At 58.9% G+C, this 13,194-nt stretch carries 14 protein-coding genes and 1 pseudogene; 9 read left to right on the top strand and 6 right to left on the bottom strand.

Going from position 1 to position 13,194, the window contains the following annotated elements:
• Nucleotides 1-634: 634 nt before the first annotated feature.
• Together ABIB78_RS33025 and ABIB78_RS33020 are read right to left on the bottom strand one after the other, a co-directional pair.
• Entirely contained in the window at nucleotides 635-1,732 is a 1,098-nt protein-coding gene (locus ABIB78_RS33025; protein WP_429032546.1) for a type II toxin-antitoxin system HipA family toxin, read from the bottom strand.
• Between the two features lie 155 nt (nucleotides 1,733-1,887).
• On the bottom strand, nucleotides 1,888-2,229 hold the full coding sequence (locus ABIB78_RS33020) for an XRE family transcriptional regulator (RefSeq protein ID WP_429032406.1): 342 nt from the start codon (nucleotides 2,227-2,229) through the stop codon (nucleotides 1,888-1,890).
• Nucleotides 2,230-2,553: 324 nt separating this feature from the next.
• Between ABIB78_RS33020 and ABIB78_RS33015 the strand changes: the two genes are divergently transcribed.
• The 3 genes from ABIB78_RS33015 to ABIB78_RS33005 all read left to right on the top strand — a co-directional run bounded on the left by ABIB78_RS33015 (nucleotide 2,554) and on the right by ABIB78_RS33005 (nucleotide 4,517).
• Nucleotides 2,554-2,760, top strand: a complete 207-nt coding sequence (locus ABIB78_RS33015; protein ID WP_429032404.1) for a hypothetical protein — start codon at nucleotides 2,554-2,556, stop codon at nucleotides 2,758-2,760.
• Nucleotides 2,761-2,973: 213 nt separating this feature from the next.
• Nucleotides 2,974-3,801, top strand: coding sequence for a type IV toxin-antitoxin system AbiEi family antitoxin domain-containing protein (locus ABIB78_RS33010; protein ID WP_429032402.1), 828 nt, complete (start codon nucleotides 2,974-2,976; stop codon nucleotides 3,799-3,801).
• A complete protein-coding gene (locus tag ABIB78_RS33005; RefSeq protein WP_429032399.1) occupies nucleotides 3,798-4,517 on the top strand; it encodes a nucleotidyl transferase AbiEii/AbiGii toxin family protein in 720 nt (239 codons plus the stop codon). The genes ABIB78_RS33010 and ABIB78_RS33005 overlap by 4 nt, the downstream gene beginning before the upstream one ends.
• Nucleotides 4,518-4,666: 149 nt before the next feature.
• Here the strand turns inward: ABIB78_RS33005 and ABIB78_RS33000 are convergent, their stop codons facing one another.
• Nucleotides 4,667-6,265, bottom strand: coding sequence for a hypothetical protein (locus ABIB78_RS33000; RefSeq protein ID WP_429032397.1), 1,599 nt, complete (start codon nucleotides 6,263-6,265; stop codon nucleotides 4,667-4,669).
• Nucleotides 6,266-6,453: 188 nt separating this feature from the next.
• Here ABIB78_RS33000 and ABIB78_RS32995 point away from each other — a divergent pair, with 188 nt between their 5' ends.
• Together ABIB78_RS32995 and ABIB78_RS32990 are read left to right on the top strand one after the other, a co-directional pair.
• Nucleotides 6,454-6,690 carry an antitoxin gene (locus ABIB78_RS32995; RefSeq protein ID WP_429032395.1) on the top strand — a complete coding sequence of 79 codons (237 nt, stop codon included), beginning with the start codon at nucleotides 6,454-6,456 and terminating at the stop codon, nucleotides 6,688-6,690.
• Between the two features lie 8 nt (nucleotides 6,691-6,698).
• On the top strand, nucleotides 6,699-7,088 hold the full coding sequence (locus ABIB78_RS32990) for a type II toxin-antitoxin system VapC family toxin (protein WP_429032393.1): 390 nt from the start codon (nucleotides 6,699-6,701) through the stop codon (nucleotides 7,086-7,088).
• 184 nt (nucleotides 7,089-7,272) lie between these two features.
• On the opposite strand, the gene ABIB78_RS32985 is transcribed toward ABIB78_RS32990, so the two are convergent.
• The gene (locus tag ABIB78_RS32985; RefSeq protein WP_429032391.1) at nucleotides 7,273-7,554 is read right to left on the bottom strand and encodes a hypothetical protein; all 282 of its coding nucleotides are present in this window, start codon (nucleotides 7,552-7,554) and stop codon (nucleotides 7,273-7,275) included.
• Complete coding sequence (locus ABIB78_RS32980; protein WP_429032389.1) at nucleotides 7,551-8,108, bottom strand: tyrosine-type recombinase/integrase; 558 nt, start codon at nucleotides 8,106-8,108, stop codon at nucleotides 7,551-7,553. The genes ABIB78_RS32985 and ABIB78_RS32980 overlap by 4 nt, the downstream gene beginning before the upstream one ends.
• Before the next feature lie 821 nt (nucleotides 8,109-8,929).
• On the opposite strand from ABIB78_RS32980, the gene ABIB78_RS32975 reads away from it, so the two are divergent.
• The 3 genes from ABIB78_RS32975 to ABIB78_RS32965 all read left to right on the top strand — a co-directional run bounded on the left by ABIB78_RS32975 (nucleotide 8,930) and on the right by ABIB78_RS32965 (nucleotide 12,419).
• Nucleotides 8,930-10,189, top strand: coding sequence for a glycosyltransferase (locus tag ABIB78_RS32975; RefSeq protein ID WP_429032387.1), 1,260 nt, complete (start codon nucleotides 8,930-8,932; stop codon nucleotides 10,187-10,189).
• 90 nt (nucleotides 10,190-10,279) lie between these two features.
• Entirely contained in the window at nucleotides 10,280-11,527 is a 1,248-nt protein-coding gene (locus tag ABIB78_RS32970) for an MFS transporter (protein ID WP_429032386.1), read from the top strand.
• A gap of 28 nt (nucleotides 11,528-11,555) precedes the next feature.
• The gene (locus ABIB78_RS32965; RefSeq protein ID WP_429032384.1) at nucleotides 11,556-12,419 is read left to right on the top strand and encodes an alpha/beta fold hydrolase; all 864 of its coding nucleotides are present in this window, start codon (nucleotides 11,556-11,558) and stop codon (nucleotides 12,417-12,419) included.
• A 156-nt stretch (nucleotides 12,420-12,575) separates the two neighbouring features.
• On the opposite strand, the pseudogene tnpB reads toward ABIB78_RS32965, so the two are convergent.
• A pseudogene (gene tnpB, locus ABIB78_RS32960) lies at nucleotides 12,576-12,776 on the bottom strand (IS66 family insertion sequence element accessory protein TnpB); the annotation flags it as partial.
• Between the two features lie 14 nt (nucleotides 12,777-12,790).
• On the opposite strand from tnpB, the gene ABIB78_RS32955 reads away from it, so the two are divergent.
• Nucleotides 12,791-13,194 (top strand): helix-turn-helix domain-containing protein (locus tag ABIB78_RS32955; protein ID WP_429032382.1); only part of this gene is annotated, 404 nt, incomplete at its 3' end.

Below are 13,194 nucleotides of genomic sequence, written 5' to 3'. Positions count from 1 at the left end.
CTCCGCCGCCCGGCAACGATATCGTGCAAAATCGTACAGTGGCGCCCGATGAAGATGGGCACTACGTGTTCGCCGTGGCGCTATGATAGTGCGGCCTGCCACTCGCGCTGATCCGCAAGTGTTCGACGCGCTGCGAACTTGTACTACGCGGGCTAGGCTGCCTTCGGCTTGTTTACGGTCTCGATCCGGTCGAGAATCTTGCCAAGATCGCGCTGCGCTACTTGAACATCATAGTCAGTCTGCAGTTTAGCGGGCTCTGGCGTACTTGGTGAAGTGGCGCACCCGACGACACGATTCGAACGTGTGACCTTTGCCTTCGGAGCAATTTAACTTGCTTCAGCGCGAGTTCTAGCGCCGTCAATCCGACCAATTCGCCGGCTTTGATCAAGTCGAAATCAAGCCATGCGAGCACGTAGAGCTTCTGAGCGCGTTCAAACTTTGCGCTCACGATGTGCGGAATGCTGGGGTTCAAATTGAATTGCAGCAGAAACGCTCGCCGTTCCGCAAAGCTATCAAAGCTTGGAAAGCTGTCAGGCGTTCCAGGCATTGGCCAAGGGACGCAGAACGACCTAGCATCCCGGCGCAGTGGCGCAATCGAGTCCAAGTAGTCAGCGGGACGCAATTGTCCCTCACTCTATTCCGTCAGAAAGCCGGGGTATACGAAGGCGCCCTTGATCGTTTCGGCGTCCTTCTCGCCGACCCCTTGACCGCGAACAACGTCGTACCACGAGGCACGCACCTGTTCGGTCATGCTCGAGACAATCGCTTTGGCCTCTTCGGCATCCAGAAGGAAGCGGGCATGTTGCGACAGCACATTCTTTGCATTTGCAAATCGCCCCTGGTCGCCAACTTCCAAAGCTAGATCACGATGTTCCTGCGAGATAACCGGGGAGGGCGTCAGATCATAAGCTGGCGAAAGCTGCCATTCCCGCTCTTTGGCTACCAGTGCGTGGTTGCGGGGATGATCATCCAGGTTGGAGATCAGTGCATTGAACGTCATGCGTTGGAAAAGCTCCTTGGCATCCGTTTCCGGCTCTTGCGTAGTCCGGCGCATCTCCTCGGCCATCAATACGTAGGACCAGCGGTCTCGCATCTCGACGGCTTCCTCAGCACGCAGCACGGTTAGCCCGCTGATCATCCGCGAACGCATATATCCCTTATCCGTCTTCGTTCGATCGAACCGCTTGACGAGAAGAACGTCCTTCGCTCCGACGGTGGCGACACGGCTCTCAACGACGCGAAGACCGCAAGCCTTGGCCAACTCAAGCATCGCGCGTTCGACGCGCGTGTTGTTCCAGCGGTCGTCCGGTCGGTTGAATTTTGCGATCCAGAGTCCGTCGTCGTCCTCTACGACAGCTTTCGGGCGGGCTCCCCCCATGGAGGTGCCTAGGAGCATCAAGTCTTGGACCTGTGCGGCCTCCTCGGTTTTCACATCTTCCTCACGCATCAAGGCTTCGGCGATTTCCTGAAGCTTTGCGAGTTCGAGCGCTTTGTTGAAGTTGCGACGTGGTGCCGGAGGTTGTTGACCAAGTCCAAAGCCCAGCGCTCCTGCGCGGTCGTCGGCTGAATTCAGCAAGTAGTCGAGTTCACCAAGCTGCGGAACCCCGGCACGCTTCTCGATTACACGGCGACCCCAATAGTCCGGTCCTGCGTCGCGCAACGCGCCAAAGACGCCATTCAGTCGGCCTGTTTCGTAGGTCTCTCCTGAAAGTTTAAGCTCGACAGGATCAATCGAGACCGCATCTCCGCGTGAGAGATACGACTTGCCGTAAACGAAGCGGCCTTAAGGCATTGCCGCGGCGATCCTTGGTAAGCTGGAAACGTCCGGCGGTTACCGCTTCGGTCTGGCCGGGCAGCGTGATGTAGACGAAGCATTCAGTGTTGCCTTTAGAAGTCATTGTCTAGCCCCCGGGGTTTACGAGCCCGTTTGCGCTCCCGCGTCGCCTGCAAGGCGATGCCTTCTTTGTCCTTTGAAGGGTCGGCAAGTTCTTCGAGGGGCTGGAGCATATCGTAGAGCCACAGCAACCCGGCATAGACCACCATACCCGTCGAGGCTTTGCCCTTTTCGGCGTCCATAACCGCGCGCGGGCCCGTTCCGATTCTGCTGGCCGCGTCCTCCATGGTCATGTTGCGGCGGATGCGTGCAGTGCGCAGATCGGCTCCCAATTGCTTGAGGGCCCGCGACACGTGGAAGGGGGGCGCCTTTTGAAGTTTGTTGGTTGCTACCATGCTCTTAAAGACCATATAGTTGGTTTATAGTGCTCTTAAGAGCATACTTTAAGTTCCAGCATTTTTCAATTACTCGCTTTTGTGAGCTTATAATACCAAATAAATTGCTCTTAAGAGCATTTCTTTGCTCGGGCTCCTTTTGAGCAATAATATCTCAGATTTATCAACCCGTTATTGAGCTCCAAGGTGCAGCTATGAGTTGCGATGGTTCTTGTAATGTTCTATTCGGGGGCCCTTTTGGCTCGGTCTCGGCAGGCATACCCCCGGACCACCACAAGGGCTGCCAGCAGTCACGAATAACAAGGCGGGTCGGAATTCAAAAACATGTCTGACGCCAACAACGAGCAGCTTCGCCCGTCGCCGAGCTGGGACAAATTCGAGGAAATCTGCGCTGATCTTTTTTCGCGGATCTGGAAAGACAATCAACTGGTCCGCTACGGCCGCACCGGGCAAAGACAGCACGGCGTCGATATCTACGGGAAGGATAGCGGGGCCGACGCGGGTGTTCAGTGCAAAGGTAAGTGTGATTGACCGCGCTTGACCTTCTGGTCGTGGCTGCCGCCGCGCTGCCAATCCGATACGGCCTGGATGAGTTCGCGCGTGAAAAGTTCGGTGGTCACGGGCGTTCCCGGCTCAATCGGATCATATTGAAAAATGGACATTTTTGGGCGAAATTTGCGTACGCCAGTTTGGTAATTTCAAGCTTTATATTGAAAAATAGACATCTGTGGGCTATTTTTGTATATGATGCTTCAGTCCCGTTCCAGCCTCTCGACCTTCATCACGACCCTCCAATCGCAGGGGCGGATTACGTTCACGCGGGCAGAAGCCATCGCCGCCCTCGGCATCACGGATTCCGCCTTCCTCAAAGCGGCGGCCCGGCTCCAGAAACGCCACATGCTGTTCAATCCCCGGCATGGCTTTTACGTCGCCGTCCCACCGCAGTTCATGAGCTGGGAGGCGCCGCCACCCACTTGGTACATCGATGCGCTGATGCGCCACGAAGCGCGTCCATATTACGTAGGTTTGCTCAAGGCGGCCGAGCTGCACGGTGCCACGCATCATGCCCTCATGGAATTCCAAGTCGTGACGGACAAACAGCTTCGAAAGATCCGGGCAGGGCGCTCTTGGGTTACGTTTCATTTCCGCAAGGAGCTGGACACCGTCCGCGAGGGCATCGTCGATCGAAAGACGGATACGGGCAGCATGAAGATTTCCGGGTCCGAACTGACGGCGCTTGACCTCTTTCGTTACATGCACGTGGTGGGCGGCATCGATGCCGTGGCGACCGTCATGACGGATCTTGCGGAAAGCATTGAGGGTCAAAAGCTCGCAGCCGTGTCGGCGTATTTTGAGCGCGCTTGCGGCCAGAGGATCGGTTATCTGCTTGATCGGCTCGGCCACGCCGATCGCGCCAATCCGCTTCACGACCGACTCTTTGAAAAAGGGACGCTGCCTTGGGTTTCGCTCGAACCGGAGCCGCGCAAAGCCGTGAAATCCGAAAGCAAGCCCGTTGAGCGCAACGAACGTTGGCACGTCGCTGTGCAGCGCCATCCGGAGATCGACGAATGATCCCAGCGCAAAACATCATCGCGTGGTCGAAGCATGTCCCCTGGGCCGAACAGCGCCAAATCGAGCAGGATCTCATCATTGCGCGAGCGCTCGTCGAGCTGTTCAATGATCCATTCCTGCGCAAGGAGCTTCGGTTCCGCGGCGGCACCGCGCTCAACAAGCTGCATTTCCCAAAGCCTCTGCGCTATTTGGAAGATATCGATTTCGTGCGGACGACCGCGGGCGGAATCGGCCCGATCCTCGACCGCGTCCGAGACATCCTGACGCCGTGGCTCGGCAATCCGCGCTTCGATCAAAGCGAGGTTGCGCCAAAGTTTCGCTTCAGGACCGATGCCGAAGATGGATCGGGCCTCATCCGCTTGAAGGTGGAGATCAACACGCGCGAGCGTGAGGCTTATGACCCTACCGCTACCTTCTCCTTCAAGGTGGAGAACCCGTGGTTCTCGGGCGCGACCGAGATTCCGATGTTTTCCAACGAGGAACTGCTCTCCACCAAGCTGCGGGCGCTACTTCAGCGCAACAAAGGACGTGACCTCATAGACCTTTCGCATTCGCTCGACGTCTTTGAGAAGCTCAATGCGAAGCGAATTGTCGAGCTGTTCGGCAAATACCTCGATCTGTCCGGTCAAGCAATTTCACGCGCGCAGGCCGAGCAGCGCATGTTTGAAAAACTGCTCGGTGGCACAAGTCCAAACTTAGGGGGCATCCTACAGTGAAATGGCGCGCCATTCAGAATAAAACTGCGAACTCGTATATAATTGAAATTGTTATATAATTTATTTCGATCGATTCTATTGAAGCGCCAACTCATCTGCTGCGCTCCCAGTTCGGCGAATAGGCGGCGCAAAACGCGCCCCCTGCTCTCTCACATTCGCCCAGCATCCGTGAGGACCGCGATCGTCCGTAATGCGACATCGCGCATCAATCCGATCTCCGTCACGTCCCGTCCGTCGGCAAGCGCTTTTGCAACGATCGCGAGTCCGCGCCAGCATAAATCGGCATCCGGCGGAGCCTCGCGCATCCATAGGGCCGTGCGCAAAACAATGTCAGCCCATCTATCGCGACGTCGCGCAATGACGCTCTGCAATAGATAGGCAACAAGTTTGGCGCGATCACTGCCGCGGGCGCGATCCACCGCTTGAGCGACCTGCGGATCGTCTTCGAACCAGGATTGTGCGACGGCCTCCAGCTCGGCAAGTTCGTTGCTCTTCCGCAGTACCGATGCGAGCGTCGCGGGCTCACACATCGCCTTGGGGATCTCGGCGATCAGCCCGGCGAGCGTTTCACCAAAGGCCATGCGCGCGGGTTGCCAATCAGCACCGCCGATCGTTTCGGCGACCTGGAGCAGGCCGAACGGCGGCGCTTCCCGTTTCTCGGTACTGAGCGCCAGTTCGTGCGCCACGATGCGATCGAGATATGATCGGGATACGGCAAGCGTAGGGGTATTCATCCCGGCGGCGGCGAGACTCGCCTCGATCTGGCGGCGCGATTCCGGCTCGCCGCTCCAGGCGTCCGCAATCCCGCCTTTGGTCAGGACCGACGATATCCGCTTTTTCTGTCCGGCCCGGGATATCAGCAGGAATCCCTGCGCTGTGGCGCCATCGATCGCGGTGGCGACAATTGCCTCGATATTGCCAGCCTCCCATGGTGCGCAATCGATCCCGGCCGCCCGCGCCTTGCGGATGACCGCGTCGACTTCGGCTCGCTCGTTCTCGGGTCGCCAATTGCGCATCGCGATCAGCCGCCGAACGTCGGTCGGCGTCAGCGAGACGGCCACTTGGGCAAGCGCGCCGGCAACCGTGCGCCGCACAGTCGAATCTGGATCGAGCAGGAACAGAACCGCGGCACCACGCGCTCGGGCGTTACCGGCGAGCACCAAGGCACCGGCCAGAGCGCCCCGGGCTTCCACCGGCATGGCATGACCGGTCTCGGTCAGCGCACCGACGGTCGTGAACGGATCGCCATCGCAGGCTTCCAGAATGCCGGCAAGAGCGGCGTGGACGTCGGCCGGAAGCGGTCCGTCCTCGTCCCGATCAAGGGACTGCTTTGCCGAAGCCGCGGCAAGCTCCGGCGATGCAGAAATTTTCGACTGATGCAGCGCTCCTCCAACGAAGGCGAGCATGCGCCCATCGACGCTTCCAGTCTCGACTTGTGCAACGACGTCGGCCTGAAAGTCTGCGATCAACTGGCTTGCGTCCGCGTAGCCGCGATCGGTGCGATAACGCAGATGATCGAGCAGCCGCTGCAGCAGACACAGATAACCGATCGCAAGCGGCTCATCCCGGCCGGCAGGAGGCATGTGGCGAGCCGCGCCTGTGAAGGCGGCAAAGATCTCGCGTGGAGAGCTTTCGCAGTACCGATCGAAGGCATCACTAAACGGGGGTGGTCGACCCTTGGCGATCGCCTGCGCAATCCGTCTCGCATGCTCATCCGTCAACGAGGATTTTGGCTGGGTCCGGCTCATCGAGGCGCCTCCACGAATTATTTGCAATCATAGTCGGGAATCGGTCTCGTTCCTTTCAGAGCTGGCGATATCCACTCACAAAATCAGCGTCCTTGGCGTCAGGCTGAAAGGGAATTATCCGGCTTGGCAGCCCCTTGTAATATGGCGTATAACGGCATATGTCTAAGACATATGCTTGGAGATAACCCATGCCTGACCAGAGGCACGTCAGACTATTCCGCAACGGCCGCAATCAGGCGGTTCGCATTCCCGTGGAGTTCGAGTTGCCAGGCGATGAAGCGATCATGCACCGCGACGGCGATCGTCTGGTGATCGAGCCGGTGCGTAAGCGCGGACTGGTCGCCCTACTCAAAACGATGAAGCCGTTGGAAGAGAGTTTTCCTGAAATCGACGATCCCGCGCCCGCGCCGGAGAGCGTGTTTTGACTCGCTACATGCTGGACACGAACATCGTTTCCGACCTGATTAGAAATCCGCAGGGCAAAGTTGCAAAGCGGATCGCCAAACTGGGCGAGGACTACATCTGCACCAGTATCATCGTGGCGGCCGAACTGCGCTACGGCTGCGCGAAGAGCGGTTCGAAGCGACTGCTCAAAGCTGTTGAAGACCTGCTCGGCGAGATAAATGTGCTGCCGTTCGAAGTGCCCGCCGACACCGAATACGGCGGAATTCGCGCCAAACTGGAAGCGGCGGGAAAGCCGATCGGCGGCAACGACCTGCTGATCGCCGCCCATGCTTATGCGACCGGCACCACGATCGTGACCGCCAATACCAGCGAGTTCAAACGTATCCTCGGCCTGAACGTGGAGAACTGGCTTGCTTGAGAAGACTTACGAGCAAACCAACTGAGCTTAGCGGCGCAAACAGACGCGGGTGGTACAATGAGAGGGCCGATCCCAGGGCCCCGAGTTCGCAGTTTTATTCTGAATGGTGGCAATTTGGCGCACCCGAAGAGATTCGAACTCCTGCGCTAGGAATCCAAATCTCTCGCTTGTTATTGCTGAGACTTCATGACTGGTACCGGAACGCCACCACTGTATCAACGCTGCCGGAAGGTCGGGCGCAATAGTCAGCCCAGTCCTCCATCATTCGCTTGCGCAGGTCGAAGAAGGTCGTGCGCCGATAGGCCGCAACCACTTCATCGCTGACTTTATGCGCGAGCGCAGCTTCGGCGATGGCATCGTCATAGCCGTGCTCTGTAGCCCAATCGCAGAATGATGACCGCAAGCCGTGCGGCACGATTTCGCGGTCGAGCTTCGGATCGATCCAGCGCCGCTCCAGTTCATTCATCCTTCGATCACCGCAGCCATCGAGGCGTCACTCAGAGGCTTGCCCTTGCCGTTGGGGAAGATGTACTCGCTGTCATCCTTCGTCAGTTCCATGCGATCTAGGACGGCGAGCGCCGCCTTGCTCAATGGCACTCTGTGTTCGGCGTCGCTCTTCATGAGCGCGGCCGGAGTGGTCCAAACGGCTGTCTGCCGATCGATTTGCTCCCATTTTGCCGCTACTGCGTTGCCGGGTCTGACGGCCGTCAGGATTTGAATCTCAAGCGCTGCCGCAGCGATACCATCGCGCTCGTGGAGCTTGCGCATGAAGTTGGGCAATTGACGATAAGGCAGCGCCGGATGATTGCGAACCTTCGACGTGGCCGGGAGCAGGTTATCGAGATGCCCCTTCCAGCGTGCCGGTTTTTCGCCTTTAGACTCGCCCTTCGCCTTGCCGGCATCAATCACCTGCTCGATGCGACTGCGAATGCGGCTGGCCGTTTCGGTCTTGCTCGCCCAGATCGGCTCGATGATCCGCAGCACCAGCGTCGTATCAATCGCGCCGCTGAAGCGCGTCATCCGTGCGCCTCGAGCGAACTCAGACGCGAAGTGCGTTCGATGCCGTGAGATCAGGGCCACGTCGGTTGAAACCGGCAATGTCGGACATCTGACAACCGGCAGCATCGTTCGAGAGGCATGCTGGCGACAATGCGTGTTTCTTGTCGTGATGCGACGTGCGCACCGGATTGCGGAACGAATCTGGCCCTGGGCGGCGAGGTTGTAGATCTCGGTCGGTTGCGTCGGGCGGATCAGATTCGTGGAACCAGTGCAGTTGGCGGCTTGTGTTCTCTCCCCCGAAAATCAGGAATGCGCGGAGATGCACTTCGCCGGCGACAGATTGGAATGAGCCCTGCGAGACCGCTAAAAACAGCTTGAATCGCACGTGGCGTCAGATTGTAGGTTCGAGGCTATCACGAAAACGACACGCGGCGTCAATGAATCATCGGCAAGTCACGTTCGAGCTTCACGCCTCTCTTCAAGAGATCCGTACTTCGACGCACCAAAGCGTGAGGCGCTTCGCCGCGGTGCGTTCGGTCGATTTCTCTTCGAGAGGTTGCGCCACTTCGCTCCAGTAGATCGAAACAAATTTGGTCAAAAACAGATCGAGTAGATCTCGTCAACAAGAAGACGCGGCGCACTGTGGAAGGTCGATGGAATGGGTATGACTGGCGCACGTCGGAAGCTCGGAGCGTTTGTGTCATGCGGGTAACACGTCTCTCGTCTCGCGCTTGCTGGACTGCTCGCGTGCAGCGTCCTGGGCTAGCGCGCGCGAACTCGAGTTGCGCCTGCATGACGAGGGCTGCAGATTTTCTGATTGCGCGACTGCGAAGGGGGTATCGGTGACTTCTTACAGTTTTCTCTTCGCCTCGTGGGGCACGTTGGGAAATCTCAGTCCGCTGCTTACAGCGGCTCGCCGATTGCGCCGGCATGGTCATCATGTTCGGGTGATCGCCGATCCGGCCATGCGGACGGAAGTCGAGGCCGCCGATTTCGAATTCGTGACATGGTGCCGCGCCCCGAAGGGGGAGGCCGCGGACCCGACGGATGTCTCGGACCTGCGTGATCGGATGCGCAGGGTCGTCTTTGAGCCTTGCTCTGCCTACGCGGCCGATATTCGCGACGAGATTGGCCGTGTGCCAACAGATGCGGTCCTCGGTCTCGACCTCCTGTTTGGCGCGGCGGTCGGGGCGCAAGCATGTGGCGTGCCTTTCGCGTTTCTCTCGCCTCACGTCAGCATTCGGATTCTGCCGGGAATGCCGCCTGCGACGTCCGGATTGGGGCAACCGAAAACGCCGCAGGAGCGCGCCGAAGTCGGGGCGGCCTCTGCCGCGCTCGCTGCGGCGATGAACGCGTCCCTTCCTATCCTCAACAGAGCACGCGTCGATTTCGGCCTTCCTGTTCTTCCAGACGCTATGGACCTGTTCGACCAGGCAGATCGCGTTCTGCTGGCAATCAGTCAGGCCTTCGACTTCGAGGCAGACTCTCTTCCGGGCAGTTTCCGCTATATCGGGCCCTTGCTCGATATGCCGAGTTCGTCCAGGTCGTGGCAGGCTCCCTGGACCGCGGGACTCGATTGTCCCCGCGCGCTGGTCGCCTGCAGCACGGGTGCGCAGGGCCAGCGCGACTTGTTTCAACGCGTCATCAATGCCGTCGGCGCCATCGATATCGAAGCTGTTTTCACAACAGGTCCACATCTGGACATAGCCGATCTTCGTGCTCCGAAGAACGTCCATCTGGTGTGCGGCGCGCCCCACGACTCCGTTATGAGGGATGTTTCTCTTGTCATATCCCAGGGCGGCCACGGGACCGTCACCCGTTCAATCATCAATGCTTTGCCGCAACTCATTCTGCCAATGGGACGAGACCAGTCGGCAAACGCAGCGCGGGTCGAAGCAAAGGGAGTAGGGCTTCGATTGGGACCGACAGCTTCTGAACCGGAGATAGCGGCCGCGATAAAGCAGCTGATCGCGGGACCGCAATTCAAGGTCGCAGCCCGAAAGCTCGGCGAAGTTATCAAAGCTGATATCGATACTTCGCCTCTTGTTCAAGAGATGGAGATTCTTGCCGCGATCGGACGACGGCGACGAAGCCGCTCGTGACGAGCTACGTCTGGCGCCGATCCGACGATCTCGGGGCGGGCGCCTGGTCGATGCATTGTCTCCCTGACGAAAACATCTCGAAGCTGCGACATGGCGCCAACCTTGACGCCGATCAGGAGAAATACGGCCGTGCGCATTCATCCCAATTCGTTCGCCTTCACCTTGTTGCTTGGTCTTCTGGCGTCGCTGCCGACATTCGGCATTGACATGATCCTGCCAGGCCTTTCGGCGACGGCAGCCGATCTCGGCGCGACGTCGGCCGATGTCGGTCTGGCGATGAGCGTCTATCTCATGAGCATGGGAGCGGCGCTTCTCGTCTATGGGCCGATATCGGATCTCCTCGGCCGCAAGCCGATCGTTGTGTTTGGCTGTGCACTTGTCGTCGTCGCAAGCCTGGGCTGCCTTTTGTCCGTTTCGCTGCCGCAGTTGCTGTTCTTTCGCGCCCTGCAGGGAGCTGGCGCGTCGGCGACCGGGATCGCTGCCGTTGCGATTGTCAACGACCTCTTTGAGGGCGAGGCCGCGGGGGCAAAGATGGCCAACGTGGTTCTGGCGATCTACATCGTCCCGATGATCGCGCCCACCGTCGGCGCGGCGCTGCTTGCGCTAGGCAGTTGGCGGACCATTTACCTCGTGCCGACCGCAGGCGGATTGGTCCTGCTCGTCGCGATGTTCGGTTTCAGCGAGAGTGCGACAATCGATCCAAAGCTTCAGCTCAGCCATGCGACAATCCTTCGAAACTATCTTCGCGTTCTGCGGCATCCACTCTGTGTGGGCTATATCCTTTGCAACGCCGCGGCTGCGGGAGCCATGTTCGCCTACGTTGCCGGCTCATCGCTGTTCTTCATCAATGGCCTGGGTCTCAACCCGTATCAATTTGGTGTGATCTTCGGAGCCAGTTCGCTGTCCGTCATGCTTGGCACCCGCGTCAACAGGATTCTCGGCCGTCTGGGCCTGTCGCCGGCGCCAGTGATTTTGGCCGGCCTCGCACTCTCGACCTTCCTGGCCACGTCCCTGGTCATCATGACGCTCGCGGGAGGCAAATCGGCTGTTCTGGTGGTGATCGTGATCGTCGGCGTCGCATTGTCATTCGGCTTAGTCTCGCCTCATACCACGAACGAAGCGGTGCGGCCGATGCCGGAAATCGCGGGGACCATCACTGCCGCGAGAGCGTTCGTGCAAATGGTTGGCGCCGCGTCGTCCATCGCAATGGTCGCTGCGCTTTACGACGGGCATTCGGTATTTTCGATGGCTGCGGTGATGCTTGGCTTTTGCTTGTTGGCATTCGCCATCTATGTTGGCGTCGTTCGTCCGGCCGAACATCTCGTCTCAGGTGCTTGAATGCCAACCAGGTTAGGGAGGAAGGACCGTGAGTTCTTGTGGCACGTTGAAGCCCGTCCTGTTGTGTCGCGACGGCGTACGTTTGGCAAATGTTGAGGCCGGACCTACAGCCCCGCAAATCCCTCCGCTGCTCCTGATCAACGGCTGGACGGGAGACCACGGCATCTTCACGCCGCAGATCGCCCATTTTGCTCAAAGCCGCCGTGTCGTGGCCGTCAATATTCGCGGCCACGGCGCCAGCGATGCGCCCGAGCAGGAGTACACCATCGCAGGATTTGCTGACGATATCGCTTGGCAATGCGCTCAACTGGAACTGCTCAAGCCTGTTGTGATCGGCCACAGCATGGGAGGCCGGATCGCGCTCGAACTGTGCGGCCGCTATCCTGACCTGGCCTCAGGCGTGGTCATGATCGACACAATCGTCATGCCGCCTCCGATATTGCGCGAATCCCGCGAGCTTACAAGGCTGCTGGAAGGCATTGGCGGACCCAACTATCTGGCGGTCTTAAAGGCAAACGCGTGGGAGATGGGCTGCGATTTTGACGATCCCACCCGGCGAAAGATGATCTACGAGACTTATGTACTTCCGTCTTGCGAGAAAACGCCACAGCATGTGGCCTATTCGATGATACGGAACGCAACCTTGAATTATGATCCCGTCCCTGCCGCAGAAGCCTGCCGGATTCCCATGGCCTATATTTCCGCAGATGTTCCGCTGGTGAACGTGACGCGCGACCTGGATCGGCTGCAGGAGATCTGTCCACAGCTGGTAATAGCGAAGACAATGCTTGCCGGACATTTCAATACGATCGAGGTTGCAGACCAGGTCAATACCATGCTGGATCGCTTCTTGGCCGTCGGCCTCCGCCGTGGAGGTAGAAGCCTTGAATAGATGCGGAAATCGAATTGGCTGTGATCGCGAGCTCGATTGGTAGCGAGCCAATTGGTCCTGTTGGGTTCGGTGCTCGACGCCTTTTCTGCAACCTTCGCCGGCATCACGTGTTGCACCGGTTTTCGGACCGCGGCACGAAAAGTTCGTTACCAGCACCATGCCGCCGCCGTCCCACGGCAGGAGTTTCCCTCTGTCCATGCGCGTGCCGCGGAACACGAAGGCGTCGCCGCAATACGGGTTCGCGCGCAGTGCTTCGCTCACCAGCGCCGACGGCGTATGCACCGACTTGCGAAAATTGACCGGCTGTGCCGCTAGTGTTCTGTCACTGACATTTGAATCCCAGCTTGTCGCGAACATGATTCACTCGCGGGATGGGAAATGACTTGATCGTACTTGATTGCAAGGCTCGCAGGGAACTGGAGCAACTGCTCGTCGATGGAAACACAGCTCAGAAGATCGCCAAGCGAGCGAGGATCGTACTGATGACGGCGGACGGTCATGGCGTCGTGGCGATTATGCGTGAGGTCGGGGTTTCGAAGACCACCGTCTGGCGCTGGCAGGACTATTTTGCCGAGGCCGGCGTCGATGGTCTGATCAAAGGCCGCTCCAAGCCGCCTGGCCGAAAGCCGCTCAGCGCTGCCATGAAGCTCAAGGTCGTCGAGAAGACCGTGAAGGAGCGTCCCGCCAATGCCACGCATTGGAGCGTGCGATCGATGGCGGAAGAAATGGGCATCAGCCACACGAGCGTGCAGCGCATCTGGGCCGAACACGGCCT

The organism is Bradyrhizobium sp. I1.14.4 (assembly GCF_050435825.1).
Lineage (GTDB): Bacteria > Pseudomonadota > Alphaproteobacteria > Rhizobiales > Xanthobacteraceae > Bradyrhizobium.
This window is presented reverse-complemented; position numbering and strand designations above follow the sequence as displayed.